An 18,941-nucleotide genomic window follows, 5' to 3' on the forward strand; every position below is an offset into this window, starting at 1 on the left:
GAGACCATGTCGAAAGCACGCACATCGCCCATTCGCACCACTCTCGTTCATGCGGCCCTGATCTTCTACATGCTGATCGCCGTGTTCCCGGTGGCGCTCACGCTGATCAATTCGTTTAAGGATCGCAATGCGATTTTCCGCACGCCGTTGCAGTTTCCCACACCGGAAAGTTTCAGTCTCATCGGCTATGAAACAGTTCTGAAACAGGGCTCCTTCCTGACTTACTTTCAGAACAGCACCATCGTCACGGTGGTGAGCATCTTCCTTGTGATCCTGTTCGGTGCGATGGCAGCCTTTGCGCTCGCTGAATATCGCTTCAAGGGTAACACGCTGATGGGGCTTTATCTCGCCATCGGCATCATGATCCCGATCCGGCTTGGCACGGTTGCACTGCTGCAAGGCATGGTAGCCGCAGGTCTAGTCAACACGCTGACGGCGCTGATCCTCGTTTATACCGCGCAGGGCTTGCCGCTTGCGATCTTCATCCTGTCGGAATTCATGCGAACAGTATCCGACGATTTGAAGAATGCCGGACGAATAGACGGCATGTCGGAATATGCGATCTTCTTCAAGCTGGTGCTGCCGTTGATCAGGCCTGCCATGGCCACAGTCGCCGTCTTCACCATGATCCCGATCTGGAATGATCTCTGGTTCCCGCTGATCCTTGCGCCAAGTGAAGTCACCAAGACGGTGACGCTCGGTTCGCAGCTGTTCATCGGTCAGTTCGTCACCAACTGGAATGCGGTTCTGTCAGCGCTTTCGCTGGCGATGTTCCCGATCCTCGTCCTTTACGTCATATTCTCGCGGCAGTTGATCCGCGGCATCACCGCGGGGGCTGTAAAATGAGTTCTGCAATGCAAAATCCTGTTCGTGTTCTTTCCGCCGGTCTCGGCAATATGGGCCGCAGCCATGCACTGGCCTATCACCGCAATCCCGGCTTCGAGGTCATCGGCCTCGTCAATCGCACCAGGGTTGCCGTTCCGGATGAACTGGCAGGCTATGAAATTCATCCTTCCTTCCATGAAGCACTGAAGGAACTGAAGCCCGATCTCGCCTGCGTCGCTACTTATTCGGAAAGCCATGCGGATTATGCCGTCGCGGCGCTGGAGCAGGGCGCGCATGTGTTCGTGGAAAAGCCGCTGGCAACGACGGTTGAGGATGCGCGTCGGGTAATCGACTGCGCACGCGCCAACGGGCGCAAGCTCGTCATCGGCTATATTCTGCGCCATCATCCGTCGTGGATGCGGCTTATTTCCGAGGCACGCCAGCTCGGCGGACCTTACGTCTTCCGCATGAATCTCAACCAGCAATCCAGTGGCGCAACCTGGGAGACGCACAAGAACCTGATGAACACCACGTCGCCCATTGTCGATTGTGGCGTGCATTATGTGGACGTCATGTGCCAGATCACTGACGCCAAGCCGGTGGAAGTGCGCGGCATGGGATTGCGCCTCTCCGACGAGATCAAGCCGGACATGTATAATTACGGCCATCTTCAGGTGTTGTTCGATGACGGCACGGTCGGCTGGTATGAAGCGGGCTGGGGACCGATGATGTCGGAAACGGCCTTCTTCGTGAAGGACGTCATCTCGCCGAACGGCTGCGTCTCGATCGTCATGAACGAGGCCGTGACCAAGTCCGACGATGTGGACGCACATACCAAAACCTCGACCATCCGTGTTCACCGCGCCGAGCGCGGAGCAGATGGAAAGTTCCTGAAACCGGATACGGACCTCTCGATGGCCGACGAGCCCGGACATCAGGAATTGTGTGAACGCGAACAGGCTTACATGCTGAAGGCCATTCGCGAAGATATCGATCTCAACCGACATATGGATGACGCGCTGCAATCGCTGCGCATCTGTCTTGCGGCAGATGAAAGCGTGCGCTCGGGCCAGCCTGTCAAACTGTAAGCCGGTAGAATTTAAGGGAATTTGTTACGTGGGATCGCTGCTACTCAAATCGGTACACAAGCGCTACGGCGCACAGGAAGTTCTGCAGGATATCAATCTTGAAGTGCAGGACGGCGAATTCATCATCTTCGTCGGACCTTCCGGTTGCGGCAAGTCAACGCTGCTGCGCTCCATAGCCGGTCTGGAAGATGTTTCTTCCGGTCAGGTGCTCATCAATGGCGATGATGTCACAGTCACGCCGCCTTCCAAGCGCGGCATCGCGATGGTGTTCCAGTCCTATGCGCTTTATCCGCACCTGACGGTCAAGGACAATATGGGGCTTGGCCTCAAGCAGGCAGGCACGGCCAAGGCTGAAATCGAAACACGCGTTTCGAAAGCTTCAGCAATGCTGTCGCTTGACCCTTATCTGGGTCGCCGTCCGGCTGAAATGTCAGGTGGCCAGCGCCAGCGCGTCGCCATCGGGCGTGCACTGGTGCGCGAACCGGAATTGTTTCTGTTCGATGAACCGCTGTCGAACCTCGATGCTGCACTTCGCGTGCAGACGCGACTTGAAATCGCCAAGTTACACCGCGAGCTCAAGGCGACGATGATCTATGTCACGCATGATCAGGTTGAGGCCATGACGCTTGCTGACCGTATCGTTGTCCTCAATGCCGGCCGCATTGAGCAGGTCGGTTCGCCGATGGAACTCTATAACAAGCCTGACAATCTGTTTGTCGCGGGCTTCATCGGATCGCCGCAGATGAATTTCGTGGACTGCACCCGTGTTGGCGACACAGGAGCGAAGACGGTCGGTATCCGTCCCGAGCACATTTCCGTCAGCCGCGACGGCGGCAAGTGGAAAGGCAAGGTCATCCACGCCGAACATCTCGGTGCCGATACGATCCTTTACGTCGAAACCGAAGCTGCAGGCCTGATTACGGTGCGGCTCTTCGGCGAACATCACTACAACGAAGGCGACATGATCTTCATTACGCCTGATGATAGCAAGACGCATCGGTTCGATGTGAACGGCAAAGCGATCCGCTGAACCGAACATTTCGCAGCTTCTTACCAAGCCGTACCCACAAGCCGCGCCCTCGGGTGCGGCTTTTCTTTTTGAAGAATCGGTATCGTTTGATGGACGTAATTCTCGCTGGGATACATGGACAAAACGCCTCATGCTGAGTTTGTAAGAAACGAAAACGGCGCTCGAAAGGGTCGAAAGAGTACCAATAAGTACTGACGTTTTCGTCAATCAAAAGCAATATTATTGCGGTAGTAGATAGTTAAACATTCCACTTAAAATCCCATCGAAATCACGGGAATAAGCTTGTTTCGTCCGGTGCACCTTAGCTGCTGCCAAAGCACGAGCGAACCCGTTTCACAAATGAGTGCCGAAGTGACCGAAAAATAATCTTGCTTTATTTTTGAACCCGTTCCACCCTGAAAACGGATGGTGCCGAAGGAGGAAATCGGCGCCATGTCGCATGGGAGGAACAAGGTCGGCAGATGTGACCAACAACGCCGGCGATAGGGTTTCCGAAACGCACGGAACCAATCCAATATTCTCCCGTTCGACATTTTGTAAGTTCCCGAGGCCAGTTGCGAGGCCAGTTTCGAGGGTTACCCGCATGAGCGATGATGTCGTACTATCCCTGCATGTTCCCGAGCCGGAGTGGCGGCCCGGTGACGCGCCGGATTTCTCCCATGTCAAAATCCCGCGTGCGGGAAGCGTTCGCAGGCCGGAAATCGATGAAAAGCCGGAAGCGATGCGCGATCTGGCTTTCAGCATCATCCGTGTTTTGAACCGCGAAGGCGAGGCAGTCGGTCCCTGGGCGGGCACTCTGACGGATGACGAGTTGAAGGACGGGCTTCGCCACATGATGATCCTGCGGGCATATGATGCACGCATGATGATGGCCCAGCGTCAGGGCAAGACCTCGTTCTATATGCAGCATCTGGGCGAAGAAGCGGTGAGCTGCGCTTTCCGCAAGGCGCTGCGCAAGGGGGACATGAATTTCCCGACCTATCGTCAGGCCGGTCTGCTCATCGCTGACGATTATCCGCTCGTCACAATGATGAACCAGATTTTCTCCAACGAGCAGGACCCGTTGAAGGGGCGCCAGCTTCCGGTGATGTACTCGTCACAGGACCACGGCTTCTTCACCATTTCGGGCAACCTCGCGACGCAATATACGCAAGCTGTCGGCTGGGCCATGGCTTCTGCCATCAGCCACGACACGAAGATCGCTGCCGCATGGATCGGCGATGGCTCGACCGCGGAAAGTGATTTCCACGCAGCTTTGGTCTTTGCTTCGACCTACAAGGCCCCGGTGGTGATGAATATCGTCAACAATCAGTGGGCAATTTCCACTTTTCAGGGCATTGCGCGCGGTGGCTCAGGTACTTTCGCAGCTCGTGGGCACGGTTTCGGCATTCCGGCGCTTCGCGTTGACGGCAACGACTATCTGGCCGTTCACGCGGTTGCCAAATGGGCTGTGGAACGCGCCCGGCGTAATCTCGGGTCGACCATCATCGAATATGTGACCTATCGCGCTGGCGGGCATTCCACCTCGGATGATCCTTCTGCCTATCGCCCCAAGGCCGAAAGCGATGCATGGCCGCTCGGCGATCCGATCCTGCGGCTCAAGAACCATCTTATCAAGCGCGACGTCTGGTCGGATGAGCGCCACAAGCAAGCCGAAGCTGAGGTGATGGATCTGGTGGTTGCTGCACAGCGCGAGGCGGAAGCCATTGGTACGCTGCATGACGGTCGCAAGCCGTCGATGCGCGACATGTTTGAGGATGTCTATGCTGAAACGCCGCCGCATCTTATCCGCCAGCGTCAGGAAGCGGGGTTCTAATCTATGAGTAAGATGACCATGATCGAGGCGATCCAGAACGCCCACGATATCGCCATGGAACGCGACAAGAAGGTCGTCGTGTTCGGTGAGGATGTCGGATATTTCGGCGGTGTTTTCCGATGTACGGCTGGCCTTCAGAAGAAATACGGCAAGGAACGCTGCTTTGACGCACCGATCAGCGAGTTGGGCATTGTCGGCACCGCCATCGGCATGGCTGCCTATGGCCTTCGCCCCTGTATCGAAGTGCAGTTCGCGGACTATGTCTACCCGGCCTACGACCAGATCGTTTCGGAAGCGGCACGTCTGCGTTATCGCTCTGCGGGCGAGTTCACCTGTCCTATCGTGATCCGCATGCCATCCGGCGGCGGCATCTATGGTGGCCAGACGCACAGCCAGAGTCCGGAAGCGCTTTTCACCCATGTATCGGGCCTGAAGACGGTCATGCCGTCCACACCTGCCGATGCCAAGGGGTTGCTGCTGGCGGCCATCGAAGACCCTGACCCCGTTATCATGTTCGAACCGAAGCGTCTTTATAACGGTCCTTTCGACGGGCATCATGACCGTCCGGTGACATCCTGGAAGAAACACGATCTCGGTGATGTGCCGGAAGGCTATTATACCGTGCCGCTCGGCAAGGCTGCCATTCGCCGCGAAGGCAGCGACGTGACGGTGCTTGCCTATGGCACTATGGTCCATGTGGCGCTTGCTGCCGCCGAGGAAACTGGCGTCGATGCTGAGGTGATCGATCTTCGCACGCTGCTCCCGCTCGATACGGACACCATCATGGCGTCTGTGAAGAAGACCGGGCGTTGCGTAATCGTGCATGAGGCGACGCTGACCTGCGGTTACGGCGCAGAGCTTGCCGCACTCGTGCAGCGTGATTGCTTCTATCATCTGGAAGCGCCGATCCTCCGCGTTACCGGTTGGGATACGCCTTATCCGCATGCGCAGGAATGGGCCTATTTCCCCGGCCCCGACCGGGTTGGCCGTGCGCTAACATCCATCATGGAAGCTTGAGGGGGAGGGAAAGATGGCACATTTTACAATTAAACTCCCCGATGTTGGTGAAGGCGTTGCTGAGGCCGAATTGGTCGAATGGCATGTGAAGGTTGGCGATGTCGTGCGCGAGGACGATCTTCTCGCTGCCGTCATGACCGACAAGGCAACGGTAGAAATTCCGTCGTCACGCGGCGGCAAGGTCATCGCCGTCAATGGAGAAGTCGGCGAGAAGATCGCTGTCGGCTCGGAACTCGTCCGTCTGGAGATCGAGGGTGGTGCGACGGAAGAGAAATCCGAAGGGAACGCAGAAGAACCGGCTCCGATTGCTGTTGAAACAGCCAAGCCGCAACCGGCACCAACTCCTGAAACACCAGTTCTGTTGCAGACGCCGGTTCCTCCAAAAGCGGCTGCCCCCAAGCGTGAAGCCACAAGCCGCGCATTCTCTGGTGCGGGTCCGATACGCAGCGAGGGCGAAAGGCCGCTGGCAACACCGTCCGTAAGACTGCGCGCTCGCGATGCAGGCGTGGATCTGCGTCGTGTTCGCGGTACGGGTCCGGCGGGACGCATCACGCATGAAGATCTCGACCTCTTTTTCCAGCAGGAAACAGGCGCGTCACCGGCTCTGTCCGGTTATGCAACCGACACCTCGGTCAACGAGATCAAGGTCATCGGCCTTCGCCGCAAGATTGCCGAACGCATGGCCGAGGCGAAGCGCCATATTCCGCATATTACCATTGTCGAAGAGGTCGATGTTACACAGTTGGAAGAGCTGCGTAGCGGCCTCAACAATCAAAAGAAAGAAGATCGCCCGCGTCTGACGCTTCTGCCTTTCATTGTTCGTACTATCGTCAAGGCAGTGAAAGAACAGCCCGGTCTCAATGCCCATTTCGATGACGAGGCCGATATCATCCGCCAGTTTGGTGGTGTGCATATTGGCATCGCCACGCAGACACCCAACGGTCTGATTGTACCGGTGGTACGGCATGCGGAAAGCATGAGCGTGTTCGCTGCAGCTTCTGAATTGTCGCGCGTTACCGACGCGGCGCGCAACGGTACGGCGAAGCGGGAGGAACTGACAGGTTCCACCATCACCATCACATCGCTTGGACCGCTCGGTGCAATCGCCACGACACCTATCATCAACCGCCCGGAAGTCGCAATCGTTGGCATCAACAAGATGGCCGTTCGTCCTATGTGGGATGGCGTGCAGTTCGTGCCGCGCAAGATGATGAACCTGTCGTGCAGTTTCGACCATCGCGTGATCGACGGCTGGGATGCAGCGGTTTTCGTGCAGAAGCTGAAAAGCCTTCTTGAGACGCCCGCGATGATTTTTGTAGAAGGCTGATCGAATGAGCGAGATTTCATGCAAACTCCTGATCATCGGCGGCGGCCCCGGCGGCTATGTATGCGGCATCCGGGCAGGCCAGCTTGGCATTGATACGGTGCTGGTGGAAAAGACACGACTGGGCGGCACGTGCCTCAATGTGGGCTGCATCCCATCCAAGGCTCTGATCCACGCAGCTGATGAATTCCACCACCTTTCCGTCTTTGCATCGAAGGGCGCGCTCGGCATTACGGCGCAGAATCCGGCCATCGATTTTGCCAGAACGCTTGAATGGAAAGACGGCATTGTGAGCCGCCTTAATGGCGGTGTGGCTGGACTCCTGAAACGGTCGCGCGTGCGCATGTTCCATGGACAGGCACGCTTTCTCGACGGGAAAACCGTTCTGGTCGAAACCGATACCGGCCGCCAGACGATCCATGCCGAAAACATCGTTATCGCAACCGGCTCGGTTCCGGTTGAAATTCAGGCGCTGCCATTTGGCGGAAAAATCATTTCATCCACCGAAGCGCTATCACTGGAAAAGATACCTGAAACGCTGGCTATCGTCGGTGGTGGCTATATCGGGCTGGAAATCGGCACCGCCCTTGCCAAGCTTGGCGCAAAAGTCACTGTGGTGGAGGCAACAGACCGCATCCTGCCGCAATATGATGCGGAACTGACGCGTGCGGTCATGGCACGTTTGAAGGCGCTCGGCGTCGAAGTCCTGACCAGCACTTCGGCCAAGGGACTATCGAAGGATGAGGCAGGGCTTGAAGTCCTGACCGCCGACGGAGCCACGAAGACCATCAACGCCGACAAGATACTTGTCACGGTGGGCCGCAAGCCGCAGACCGATGGCTGGGGTCTCAGCGAAATCCGCCTCGATATGGACGGACGTTTCATCCGTATCGACGAGCGCTGCCGCACCTCCATGCGCGGTGTCTATGCTATCGGTGACGTGACCGGCGAGCCGATGCTTGCGCATCGTGCCATGGCACAGGGCGAAATGGTGGCGGAAATCATCGCAGGTGGCAATCAGCTTTGGGACAAGCGCTGTATTCCCGCAGTTTGTTTCACCGATCCGGAAATCGTCACTGTTGGGCAGTCACCGGATGAGGCTCGTAAGGCTGGTCATGAAATTCAGGTCGGTATCTTCCCGTTTCAGGCCAACGGCCGGGCGATGACCATCGAACGGGAAGACGGCATGATCCGCGTCGTTGCACGTGCCGATAATCACCTCATCCTCGGTATTCAGGCTGTCGGCGTCGGCATATCCGAGCTTTCATCATCCTTCGCGCAGGCGGTGGAGATGGGCGCAAGACTGGAAGATATCGCCGCTACGATCCACGCGCATCCGACATTGAGTGAAGGCTTTGCCGAAGCCAGCATGAAAGCGCTCGGCCACGCGCTGCATATCTAGCTCTGTGACTTATAGCAGGGCGCTAAGATGCTTACGCATCACGCTCTGAAAATGCTCAATCGCCGCACGGGCTTAACCAAGTCTCGATGAGTCAAACTCAACGAGACTTGGTGTTACGCTCGTGCCGCCAGAGAAAAATCGCAGCACCGGCGACCATTGCAGCAAGCGCAAACCATGTAATCGCGTAGGAAAGATGGCTGTTGCGGAATTTCACGACCGTCAGCCCGCCAATGGGAAGCGCCCCAGTGCCGGATGTCGCATCAGCATCGACAAAGTAGGGTGCAACCGGCCCCAGATTTTCCTTCTGTGCAAAGGCTGCGACATCGCGCGAATTCCAGTCATTACGCGCTGGATCGTTGGGACGCAGGAAAAATCCGTCAGGTTCCGGCATACGCAACAGGCCTGATATAGTGGTTTCACCGGCAACTTGCGTTTCCTGCCGCGATGACGGATCGCGCTTGTCGCTTGGAACAAACCCGCGATTGATGAAAGTCAGCGCGCCATCGGGCGAACGCATCGGTGTCAGAACCCAATAGCCCGCGCCGCGTTCGGTCAGCGCATGAACCAACACTTCCTTGTCGTTCAGATAAGTACCCGTCAATGAGACATGGCGGTACTCATCGTCCTTCTGATTGACATTGGCCCAGTCATCCGGACCCGGCGCTGCAATCGGCTCGGCGTGAACCCGCGCATCGACCCGTGCAATAAGATCGAGCTTCCATTGCAAACGCTCCACCTGCCAGATGCCCAGCCCCATGAAGAGAATGAAGAAAGCCACTCCCAAAACCGACATCAGACCGAGAAGGAAACGGGAGGAGGTCTTCTGGACTGCCTGTTCATTTCTGGAGGAGGGCATTATCTTGTCCTTCAATCACCGCGATCAACAAAGCCTGATTCAGAAAGTGACCTTCTATAGCAAAAATGCAATGGCAAGAACGAGCCGAGCCACAAAAGAACGTGATCGCTGAACTTGTCAGTCGCGGGCCGGATTTCACATACTGGCTAAAAGAGAATCGCACCATTTCTGAGAAGTAGCTGGATATGACAGATTGCATCGTTCTGGGTGCCGGTATGGTGGGTGTCGGGGTTGCGCTCGCCTTGCAGGAAAGGGGCTGGTCGGTGCTTCTTGTCGACCGAAGCGATCCGGGAACCGAAACGAGCTATGGCAATGCCGGGATAATCCAGACCGAAGCCGTCAGCCCCTATGCCTTGCCACGCGCCCCACTGGAACTGCTGAAGGCCGCGTTCGGTGCCAATAATCAGGTTGCATGGCGGCTTCGCGATTTGCCAGGGCAGGTCGGCCCCTTGTCGCGCTATTGGCATAATTCGGAAGCGAGGCGTCACCGCATGGCTTCACAGCTCTATGCACGCATGATCCGGCGCGCAGCTGACGATCATGCGCCATTAATCAAAGCTTCCGGCGCTGAGAAGCTGATAAGACGGACAGGACTGCGTGAGCTGCATCGCTCCGTCCACTCGTTCGAGATGTCTGCGCGTGATGCGGAGCGGAAAAAACAGGAGTTCGGTGTTGGCAGCGTCATCGAGGACAGCAGGACTGTAAGCGCTGCTGAACCATCCTTGAAGGCCGCTCTGGCCGGGGCCATACACTGGACTGACCCTTGGTCCTGCTCCGATCCGGGTGCGCTTGTCCGGTCCTATGTCAGTCTGTTCGTAAAGCGCGGCGGCATCTTTCAGCACAGTGATGCGCGCAGTTTGCGGCAAGATGGTTCCGGCTGGCAGGTTGACACGATGGAAGGACCGCATCGTGCGCGTCACGTCGTGCTTGCTCTCGGTCCATGGAGCCCGGAAGTCCTTCGCGGTTTCGGCTATAAAGTACCGCTTGTTATCAAGCGCGGATATCATCAGCACTTTTCAGGTGCCGGACCGAAGGTGCCCATTGTTGATGTAGGCAATTCAACAGTTGCAACGCCGATGCGCGCAGGCTTGCGCATCCTGACCGGGGCGGAACTGACGCCGCTGGATAGCGCGGCTCGCCATCGGCAGCTCAACAGGTCCATCAAGGCCATAAGCGAGCTTTTTGACATTGGCGTACCCTTGGAAAGCATCCCGTGGTTCGGCAGTCGCCCCTGCATGCCGCGAATGCTTCCCGTCGTAGCAGAAGCCCCGCGACACAACGGTTTATGGCTGAATTTCGGACATGGTCACCAAGGTTTCACGCTTGGGCCAACGACAGGCCGAATTCTGGCAGAACGGATGAACGGTGAGACAAAGGATATCGAGCTTCATCGCGCGCTCGATCTTCAGCACTGAATATCATGTCAGATAAAATTACAGCGCCTGCCGCATCGCAGTGAATGCGTGGCGCTGAACAGGATTGCTATTATATCGCTTTGTTATCAAGCAAGTTTATGAATTCTGCGTCTGCGGTGCGAGTAGCCGCCCTTCGACAAGCGCAATACGTTGCAAACCTGTGTTTTGTCCTCCGAGGGCTTTGGCATCTGCTCATGAATGCGCAGCAAAATCTGCTGCGTAACTGTACGATCCTTTTCGGTAGCCGCAGGACCGATAATAATGCTCTTCATCGATCATTCTCCCTATCTTCTGGGCGCGAGACCGCTTTCGAGGCTATCTCGACCGATTATCAAGAATGTACGAATGAACTAAGTATTAACCAAATTTTACATCTTGACAAGCGCATTGGCGCAACAGTTTCCAACCCATTGGCAAGGCACAGAAAAAAGCCGAATCGCGTGTGCGATCCGGCTTTTTTAACTTGGATTTAGTGGTACTCAGTCGCGGTTGCCTGTCAGGATCTCGCGCTTGCCGACATGATTGGCAGGGCCGACCAGACCATCCTTTTCCATACGCTCCACGAGCGAGGCAGCACGGTTATAACCGATACCGAGGCGGCGCTGGATATAGGACGTGGAACACTTCTTGTCGCGCATCACGACCTTGATGGCCTGCTCATATACGTCGTCACTATCTTCCGAACCCATGGAGGTTGCATCGAAAACCGCTGCTTCCTGCGTTGCGTCTTCGTCTTCCTCGTCTTCCGTGACGGTCGCCAGATAATCCGGACGTCCCTGTTCCTTCAGGTGGTTGACCACTTTTTCGACTTCCTCATCGGAAACGAACGGGCCATGGACACGGACGATGCGCCCGCCGCCTGCCATATGAAGCATGTCGCCCTGACCGAGAAGCTGCTCGGCACCCATTTCACCGAGGATCGTGCGGCTGTCGATCTTCGAGGTTACCTGGAACGAGATGCGGGTTGGGAAGTTTGCCTTGATCGTGCCGGTAATGACATCGACCGAAGGGCGTTGGGTTGCCATGATGAGGTGGATACCGGCGGCGCGGGCCATCTGGGCAAGACGCTGGACAGCACCTTCAATATCCTTGCCAGCAACCATCATCAGGTCGGCCATCTCGTCGATGATGACCACGATGTACGGCATCGGCGTCAGGTCGAGCTCTTCCTGAATATAGGTCGCTTCACCCGTTTCCTTGTCGAAGCCGGATTGCACCGTGCACATCACGGTTTCGCCCTTGCCCTTGGCCGAGGCGGCGCGGGCATTGAAGCCTTCGATGTTACGCACGCCAAGGCGGGCCATCTTGCGATAGCGTTCTTCCATCTCGCGCACGGCCCATTTCAGAGCGACGACGGCCTTTTTCGGATCGGTAACAACCGGGGTCAGCAGGTGTGGAATACCATCATAGATGGACAGTTCCAGCATCTTCGGATCAACCATGATCAGGCGGCATTCTTCCGGCTTGAAACGGTAGAGCAGCGAGAGGATCATCGTGTTGATGGCAACCGACTTGCCCGAACCGGTGGTGCCGGCCACCAGAAGGTGGGGCATCTTGGCCAGTTCAGCGATGATCGGCTCACCACCAATACCCTTGCCGAGGCAAAGCGGCAGACGGTAGTTCGATGACTCGAAAGTGCGGCTGTCGATCATTTCACGCAGGTAAACGGTTTCGCGATTGGCATTCGGCAGTTCGATGCCGATGACATTGCGGCCGGGAACCACAGCCACGCGGGCGGAAAGCGCCGACATGGAGCGGGCGATATCGTCGGCAAGGCCGATGACGCGCGAGGACTTGACGCCGGGCGCCGGTTCAAACTCGTAGAGCGTAACGACCGGACCAGGGCGAACATGAATGATCTCGCCGCGCACGCCGAAATCCTCCAGCACGCTTTCGAGCAACCCCGCGCTGCGTTCCAGCATTTCCTGCGTGATGACATTTCCGTCCTGTTCGGGCGGCATCTGCAGAAGGTCTCGCGGCGGAAACTCATAGCTGCCGTGAATGACAGGCGCTTCGGCGCGGGGGAGGGGCTGTGGCTGGTACAATGCAATCGAAGGCGCCGCCTTGACCGGGGCAGGCTTTCCGATGATCGGCTCTGAAACCACTACTTCCTCAACGACATGTTCCTCCGCTTCCGCAACGGTGAGTACAACTTCGTCCTCGGTGGCTTCGCCGATAACTTCGGGTGTGATCTCAGGCGCAGCCACAATCGGCTGCGGCGCGGGCGTTTCGACCTGAACGGTGGCAACAGGTTTCGGTGCAACCGTTTCAACTGGCGCAGCGGCAGCCGGTGTCTGTACGACTGGCTGAATCGGGGTTACTGCAGGTGGCTCCGGTCGCTTGTTCCATTCGCGAATACGAAACTGTGCCAGAATGGATTCAACGGTCGGCAAAGGCTTGCGCGGTTCTGCTGGAACAGCAGAAACCAGAGGCTCCGCCGGCACGATTGCCGTATCGATGTCGCAACCTTCCCAGAAAGCGAAGTCTGAAAGATAGGCAAAGGCCGATGGCTGGGCCGGATTTACAATGTCAGCCGCGACCGGTTCAGCCACAACTGGGGCTACTTCCAGAGCGGGCTCTGCAGGAGCTGCGACAACTGCCACAGGAACCAAAGGCATTGCAGGCGGCACCGGTGCTATTGGCGAGCGAACCATGCTCTGCGACACGGTCTTTTGCAATTTTGCGACAGCCATAGGCTGGGCTTCGGCAACCTTCTCGACACTGATCTCTGGCGCAGCTTCAGTTTGAGTGCGCTCATTGATGCTCGGGAGTTCCTCGCCGCGACGACGCAAAAGCTCAACTTCTGGCGTGCGGGTAAAACGAACATTCGCACCGAGCGAAAAATGGATTTTCCAGGCATCGTCACTGGCGGGATTTTGACTGCCCGTCTGACCGCTAGGCTGCTTCGGGTCCTGAGCGTTCTCTGCACGATTTCCTGTAGACTGGGGGAAATTTTCTCTCAAATTACGCATGATACCTGAACCATAGATACTGTCGCCTGAATGAGCCCAAGTAATAAAAAATGAAGGTTAACAACCCCCTTCCGAAACGACCCCAAAGACAGAAATTTCTTGCGGGACATATATCCTCATGCATAGCCTCCCAAAGGCTATATTACCTTCGGTTGCATATATAAAATAAATAATATCAATCTAATAAAGATATTTCTTATATTGATTTATGCGCAATGCAACAATCATGGGTAGTTTCCGCTACCTGTTAATTTTGCAGCCGTGAACGGCATCCGGCGGCAGAGAGTCGTCAAGTCCGAGACTCACCGATCAGTCCCGTGCGAGGGCGACGACCGGATCGAGTTTGGAGGCGTTGCGAGCCGGAATAAAGCCGAATCCGATGCCGATCAGGCTCGAGCAGACAAGCGCAACCACGATGGAGGCGGGAGAATAGATGAGCTGGAACATCGAACTGAACTGCGCAAACAGCAGGCCGAATCCGGCAGCGATGAGAACACCAAGCACGCCGCCAATCAGACAGACGAGAATCGCCTCGATCAGGAACTGCTGCAAGATATCGCTCTGGCGTGCGCCAATGGCCATGCGGACACCGATTTCGTTGATTCTTTCGGATACGGCGACAAGCATGATGTTCATGACACCAATGCCGCCGACAAAAAGCGATATGCCTGCAATGCTGGACACGAGAAGGGCAAGCGTCGCCGTTGTGGCCTGAATGGTCTTTTGCAGGCTGTCGGTATTGAAGACTGAAAAGTCCTTCTCGCCATGCCGTTTGGTCAGGAAAGCCGTAATCAGTTTTTCGGCTTCCGACGGGTCCATTGTGTCGGCGACGCGAACGAGGATCATCTGCAATGAACGTGAGCCGGTCATACGTGTCTGCACAGTCGTGTAGGGCAGGTAGACTTCAAGCGTCTGCGCGCCACCCGGTCCACGTTCCTCGGCCTTGACGACACCGACGATGCGCACTGGCACTTTGTTCAAAAGGATGATCTTGCCGATGACGGACCCCACTTCATGGGGAAAGAGTGTCGTCTTGGCTGTTTCATCAACCACAGCCACCTGTTCCAGATCATCGACATTGCGCTGATCGAAAAACCGGCCTTCGAGCAACTTGCTGTTGCGTGTGACGAAATATTCCGCACCCACACCATTCACCGAAACGCTGACTTCCTTGTCGCCGACACGGATCGTGGAACTTGTCGAACCGGATGGCGTCGCAGCTACCACGTAAGGCAGTTTCGCGATCTCCTTGGCATCGCCCAGATTGAGCGTCGTGATCTGCGCGGCTTTCAGGTCACCAAATCCCCTGCCGGGACTGATGTAGAGCGTATTGGTGCCAAGATCGCTGATCCGCTCGAGAATCTGCCGCTGTGACCCTTGCCCGAGCGCCACGACGCAGACGACCGATGCCGTACCAATAATGATGCCGAGCATCGTCAGAAACGTGCGCAGCCGATGCGCATTCATCGACCGGAGCGCCATCGCGAATGCCTCGTTGAAGCGGTCGCGAAGCCCGGCGAGCAGTCTTGGCTTGGCCTGCTGCTGCTCAACCGGCACAGACATCACTCGCCGCTCCGTCTCACCGTTATGTGTGTCGGAGATGATTTCGCCGTCGCGAATTTCGATGATGCGCTGCGCCCGCGCTGCAACCTGCCGGTCATGCGTGACGATGACGATAGTGCGTCCTTCGCGGTTCAGCTCCTGAAGGATGCCAAGGACTTCCTCGCCGCTATGGCTGTCGAGCGCACCCGTGGGCTCGTCCGCCAGAATGACATCAGCATCGTTGATAAGGGCGCGAGCGATGGAAACGCGCTGCTGCTGGCCGCCGGAAAGCTGGCTGGGCCGGTGATGGGTGCGTTCACCCATACCAAGCCGCTGAAGGATCATTTCAGCCTTTTCGCGCCGTTCCGCCTTTTTCTGGCCTGCATAAATGGCCGGGATCTCGACATTGCCTACGGCATCCAGTTCACCAAGCAGATGATAGCGCTGAAAAATGAAACCGAAATGCTCACGCCGCAATTGTGCCAACTCATCAGCTTCAAGCTCCGACGTAGCGCGACCGGAAATCAGATATTCGCCTTCCGACGGACGATCCAGACAGCCGAGAATATTCATCAGCGTGGATTTGCCCGAACCGGACGCGCCAATGATCGCCACCATCTCTCCGCGCTCGATGGTCAGGTTCACATGGTTTAGAACCGTCGTGAAGTCGTCACCCGACGGATATTGTCGGGAAACGCCCTTGAGCGAGAGAAGCGGCGTATCGCTCATGTCAGAAACTGTCCGAGGCAGGAACGGTAACCTGATTATCGGTGACGACTTTGTCCCCCTCGCTCAGACCCGAACGGATTTCGGTGTTGACCTTGTCGGTAATGCCGGTTTCGACCGTGCGTTCTTCGATCTTGTTTGCGCTTGTCACCACGCGAACCGTGGCCTTGCCCGGTTCACTCGTGTCCTTGAGAGCGGTCACAGGCGCAATCAAGACATCTTTAGCCTTCGCAAGCAGAATGTGAATCTCGGTCGTCATGTAGGTTCTGAGCAGCCCATCCGGATTGGGAACGCTGAAAATACCCTTGTAGTAAATGGCCGAGGCAGTCGCCGAGCTCGATGCGCTCACAGCCGTTGTCGTGAAGCTTTTGTCACTGACGATGGAATCCGGAGCCGGTTCAATCTTTTCCAGCGTCGCGTCATAACGCTTCAGGTTTTGTCCCGATATGGTGAAATAAAGCGGCATTCCTTCGCGAACCTGAGTAACATCCGCTTCCGAAATGTCCGCCTCGACGGTCATCGTGTCGAGCTGCCCGAGAATAGCGATCGTCGGCGCGCTTTGCTGCGCGTTAACGGTCTGGCCTTCCTGAACCACCGTCGCAAGGATCGTGCCGTCAATGGGCGCTGTGATGCGGGTATAAGCGAGATTGGTTTCGGCGATCTGGACGTCGACTTTCGCCGCCGCAATCGCCGCTTCGCTGTTGGCGACCTGTGCTTCCTTCGACTTTACGGTGCTGACCGCCTTATCGTAATCCGCACGTGCAACGGCATTCTTGCCGATCATCATCTGGTTTCGCGCCAGATCCTGCCTGGCCAGCTCCAGATCGGCAAGGTTCTGTGCACGGGTGGCTTCGTTCTGGCGAAGCGACGCCTGGGCCTTGTTCAGCTCGTTCTGCTGATTGGTCGAGTCAATCAGGGCAACGACTTCGCCGGCCTTTATCTGCTGGCCCGGTTTGACTTTGAGCGAGAGAATGCGGCCTGTCGCCTGCGCGCCGATGGCAACCAGATTTTTAGGCCGCAAAGTACCCGTTGCAAGAACCGAACTTTCGATCTCGCCGCGCTTGATTTCAGTCGTGGCGGGCAGAGGTTCTTCTTTCGTGAGGGAGCGGACGACAAAATAGCCCACGATCAGCAATGCGATGAGGACGGCCAGCCACAGGCGCCAGCGAAAACGGCGTTTCGACTTGGGTTTCATAGTGGTCTCTTATCGGTTGTCAGCGGAGGAAGCGGCGGGGTCTTGACGATGCGCGGACCTGTATAGCCGTCAACGACTTCAGGTTTCGCAACATCAATGATGCCGTTCCAGCCACCACCCAGTGCTTTCTGCAGGGCGACATAATTCAGGACCAGATCGGTCCGGGCCTGACTAAGGTTGGTTTCTGCGCTCAGAAGGTCGCGTTGTGCAGTCAGCACATCAACGAAGCTCTTCGTGCCAGCTCTATATTGCTCCAGCGTCAGCTCGTTGATCTTGCGGCTGTTGCCAACGATTTTCTGTAGCTGCGCGGTGCGCAAACGGTTCTGGTTGAGCGATACGCTGGCATTCTCGACTTCGCTGAGCGCCATCAGGATTGACTTCCGATAGGCGATAAACGACTGGTCGCGTGCCGCTTTCGCCGCGTCGACATCCGCATTCAACTGGCCGCCATGGAAGATCGGTACGCTCAAACTTGGACCAAAAGCCCAGCTGATTGTAGACAGTTTTCCAAGGTCGCCGAAATTGGCGCCGCCGGTGTTGATGTTACCGGTGAGCGAAATGCTTGGATAGAGGAGGGCCTGCTTCTGGCCGATGCTGGCAGTTGAACTTGCATAATCGCGTTCCGCTGCGCGGACATCCGGGCGGCTAAGCAGCAAATCGGCAGGCAGGCCGGCTGAAATTTTGCGTGGGATCGCGGGTATCGGACGTGATTTGTCCAGAACGCTCGCCAGTGCCGAAGAAGACCGGCCCGTCAACACTGACAACTGATTGAGATATTGGGCGTAGCTGATCCGCAGACCTGGTATCTGGGCTTCAGTCGATGCTGCCTGTGTCTCGGCGCTCAAAAGATCGACCTGCGAGATTTGTCCGGCTTCCAGTTGGCTGCGCGTCAATGCTACGGTCTGCCGCTGGGACGCCGCATTGCGCTGCGCAATGGCAATATTGGCCTGCGCACCGCGCAAGTTTGCATAGTTGGTTGCGATGTCGCCGATCAGCGTAACGAGCGCTGCCCGCAATTGCTCATTTGCGGATTCGACATTGTAGTAGGCTGCTTCCACACCGCGCCTGTTGCCGCCGAAAAGATCGAGTTCCCATTGGGTTTTGAAACCCATGCTCGACTGATTGGAGGCAAGAGTAGTTCCACTGTCAGATCGCGTGAAGCTTCCGCTTCCATCCAACTGCGGATAAAGCGCGCCACCGGCCGAGGTGTAATTGGCGCGGGTCTGCCGCACCTTCGCCTTCGCAGTAGCAACATCCGGGCTACCGGCAATTCCGTCCGCTATCAGCTGATCCAGAACCGGGTCTTTCAGGTTTTTCCACCAATCGCCCAATTGAGGGGCACGCTTGTCAGCCTTGCTGTTCCAACCAGCAGGCGTCAGCACATTTGGCTTCTGATAGTCGGGACCAACGGTGACGCATGCCGCCAGCAATGGCAGGATACTTCCCAGTACAGTCAGGCGAACAAACGATGTCGTCAAAAAATTGGTCCTGAAATTTCAGCGCTGTCATCGATTCGGTATATGACTACCCCGAAAACGAAGCGCCCTTATACCGCCAACGGTTGTGCCTAAGCAGCCCAAACTCGTGGGAGCGTGCCATGGGTCGCGCCGAGTCGCGGTTTTGCCGCATATTGCCATCCTTCGACTTCGACCATTAGGGAATGATCGAAGCCAAATGTGGCAATACACAGAAAATATCAGGATTTGATGTGGACCCCGTCAGAGGTTGCCGGG

General features: G+C 56.6%; 14 protein-coding genes. 8 read left to right on the forward strand and 6 right to left on the reverse strand.

Annotated features, from left to right (window positions below; translation table 11 throughout):
* Positions 1-6: 6 nt before the first annotated feature.
* The 7 genes from AAE521_RS00235 to lpdA all read left to right on the forward strand — a co-directional run bounded on the left by AAE521_RS00235 (position 7) and on the right by lpdA (position 8,502).
* Positions 7-846: a carbohydrate ABC transporter permease gene (locus AAE521_RS00235; protein WP_342060223.1), complete on the forward strand. Its 840-nt coding sequence runs from the start codon at positions 7-9 to the stop codon at positions 844-846.
* Positions 843-1,913, forward strand: a complete 1,071-nt coding sequence (locus tag AAE521_RS00240) for a Gfo/Idh/MocA family protein (protein WP_071633693.1) — start codon at positions 843-845, stop codon at positions 1,911-1,913. Before AAE521_RS00235 ends, AAE521_RS00240 begins: the two co-directional genes overlap by 4 nt.
* A 28-nt stretch (positions 1,914-1,941) precedes the next feature.
* Positions 1,942-2,943, forward strand: a complete 1,002-nt coding sequence (locus tag AAE521_RS00245) for an ABC transporter ATP-binding protein (RefSeq protein WP_071633692.1) — start codon at positions 1,942-1,944, stop codon at positions 2,941-2,943.
* 583 nt (positions 2,944-3,526) lie between these two features.
* Positions 3,527-4,759: a 3-methyl-2-oxobutanoate dehydrogenase (2-methylpropanoyl-transferring) subunit alpha gene (locus AAE521_RS00250; protein WP_342060224.1), complete on the forward strand. Its 1,233-nt coding sequence runs from the start codon at positions 3,527-3,529 to the stop codon at positions 4,757-4,759.
* Between the two features lie 3 nt (positions 4,760-4,762).
* Complete coding sequence (locus tag AAE521_RS00255; protein WP_071633689.1) at positions 4,763-5,776, forward strand: alpha-ketoacid dehydrogenase subunit beta; 1,014 nt, start codon at positions 4,763-4,765, stop codon at positions 5,774-5,776.
* 13 nt (positions 5,777-5,789) lie between these two features.
* The gene (locus AAE521_RS00260; protein WP_071633688.1) at positions 5,790-7,103 is read left to right on the forward strand and encodes a dihydrolipoamide acetyltransferase family protein; all 1,314 of its coding nucleotides are present in this window, start codon (positions 5,790-5,792) and stop codon (positions 7,101-7,103) included.
* A gap of 4 nt (positions 7,104-7,107) precedes the next feature.
* A complete protein-coding gene (gene lpdA / locus AAE521_RS00265) occupies positions 7,108-8,502 on the forward strand; it encodes a dihydrolipoyl dehydrogenase (RefSeq protein ID WP_342060225.1) in 1,395 nt (464 codons plus the stop codon).
* 97 nt (positions 8,503-8,599) lie between these two features.
* On the opposite strand, the gene AAE521_RS00270 is transcribed toward lpdA, so the two are convergent.
* The gene (locus AAE521_RS00270; protein ID WP_071633686.1) at positions 8,600-9,358 is read right to left on the reverse strand and encodes an SURF1 family protein; all 759 of its coding nucleotides are present in this window, start codon (positions 9,356-9,358) and stop codon (positions 8,600-8,602) included.
* 185 nt (positions 9,359-9,543) lie between these two features.
* Here AAE521_RS00270 and AAE521_RS00275 point away from each other — a divergent pair, with 185 nt between their 5' ends.
* Positions 9,544-10,773: an NAD(P)/FAD-dependent oxidoreductase gene (locus AAE521_RS00275; RefSeq protein WP_342060226.1), complete on the forward strand. Its 1,230-nt coding sequence runs from the start codon at positions 9,544-9,546 to the stop codon at positions 10,771-10,773.
* Between the two features lie 86 nt (positions 10,774-10,859).
* On the opposite strand, the gene AAE521_RS00280 is transcribed toward AAE521_RS00275, so the two are convergent.
* The 5 genes from AAE521_RS00280 to AAE521_RS00300 all read right to left on the reverse strand — a co-directional run bounded on the left by AAE521_RS00280 (position 10,860) and on the right by AAE521_RS00300 (position 18,686).
* Positions 10,860-11,045 carry a hypothetical protein gene (locus AAE521_RS00280; protein ID WP_010658754.1) on the reverse strand — a complete coding sequence of 62 codons (186 nt, stop codon included), beginning with the start codon at positions 11,043-11,045 and terminating at the stop codon, positions 10,860-10,862.
* A gap of 207 nt (positions 11,046-11,252) precedes the next feature.
* Complete coding sequence (locus AAE521_RS00285; RefSeq protein WP_425286370.1) at positions 11,253-13,565, reverse strand: DNA translocase FtsK; 2,313 nt, start codon at positions 13,563-13,565, stop codon at positions 11,253-11,255.
* A gap of 489 nt (positions 13,566-14,054) precedes the next feature.
* Positions 14,055-16,016 carry a MacB family efflux pump subunit gene (locus tag AAE521_RS00290; RefSeq protein WP_342060228.1) on the reverse strand — a complete coding sequence of 654 codons (1,962 nt, stop codon included), beginning with the start codon at positions 16,014-16,016 and terminating at the stop codon, positions 14,055-14,057.
* A gap of 1 nt (position 16,017) precedes the next feature.
* Entirely contained in the window at positions 16,018-17,208 is a 1,191-nt protein-coding gene (locus AAE521_RS00295; RefSeq protein ID WP_071633682.1) for an efflux RND transporter periplasmic adaptor subunit, read from the reverse strand.
* A complete protein-coding gene (locus tag AAE521_RS00300) occupies positions 17,205-18,686 on the reverse strand; it encodes an efflux transporter outer membrane subunit (RefSeq protein WP_114048006.1) in 1,482 nt (493 codons plus the stop codon). Before AAE521_RS00300 ends, AAE521_RS00295 begins: the two co-directional genes overlap by 4 nt.
* Positions 18,687-18,941 lie beyond the last annotated feature (255 nt).

Origin of the sequence: Brucella cytisi (assembly GCF_038433355.1) — a bacterium.
GTDB lineage: Bacteria > Pseudomonadota > Alphaproteobacteria > Rhizobiales > Rhizobiaceae > Brucella > Brucella cytisi.

What these genes read in the sequence shown, in the direction of transcription:
- AAE521_RS00235 (WP_342060223.1), top strand. Translation starts at nt 7, where the DNA reads ATGTCGAAAGCACGCACATCGCCCATTCGCACCACTCTCGTTCATGCG.
- AAE521_RS00240 (WP_071633693.1), top strand. Translation starts at nt 843, where the DNA reads ATGAGTTCTGCAATGCAAAATCCTGTTCGTGTTCTTTCCGCCGGTCTC.
- AAE521_RS00250 (WP_342060224.1), top strand. Translation starts at nt 3,527, where the DNA reads ATGAGCGATGATGTCGTACTATCCCTGCATGTTCCCGAGCCGGAGTGG.
- AAE521_RS00255 (WP_071633689.1), top strand. Translation starts at nt 4,763, where the DNA reads ATGAGTAAGATGACCATGATCGAGGCGATCCAGAACGCCCACGATATC.
- AAE521_RS00260 (WP_071633688.1), top strand. Translation starts at nt 5,790, where the DNA reads ATGGCACATTTTACAATTAAACTCCCCGATGTTGGTGAAGGCGTTGCT.
- lpdA (WP_342060225.1), top strand. Translation starts at nt 7,108, where the DNA reads ATGAGCGAGATTTCATGCAAACTCCTGATCATCGGCGGCGGCCCCGGC.
- AAE521_RS00270 (WP_071633686.1), bottom strand. Translation starts at nt 9,358, where the DNA reads ATGCCCTCCTCCAGAAATGAACAGGCAGTCCAGAAGACCTCCTCCCGT.
- AAE521_RS00275 (WP_342060226.1), top strand. Translation starts at nt 9,544, where the DNA reads ATGACAGATTGCATCGTTCTGGGTGCCGGTATGGTGGGTGTCGGGGTT.
- AAE521_RS00280 (WP_010658754.1), bottom strand. Translation starts at nt 11,045, where the DNA reads ATGAAGAGCATTATTATCGGTCCTGCGGCTACCGAAAAGGATCGTACA.
- AAE521_RS00290 (WP_342060228.1), bottom strand. Translation starts at nt 16,016, where the DNA reads ATGAGCGATACGCCGCTTCTCTCGCTCAAGGGCGTTTCCCGACAATAT.
- AAE521_RS00295 (WP_071633682.1), bottom strand. Translation starts at nt 17,208, where the DNA reads ATGAAACCCAAGTCGAAACGCCGTTTTCGCTGGCGCCTGTGGCTGGCC.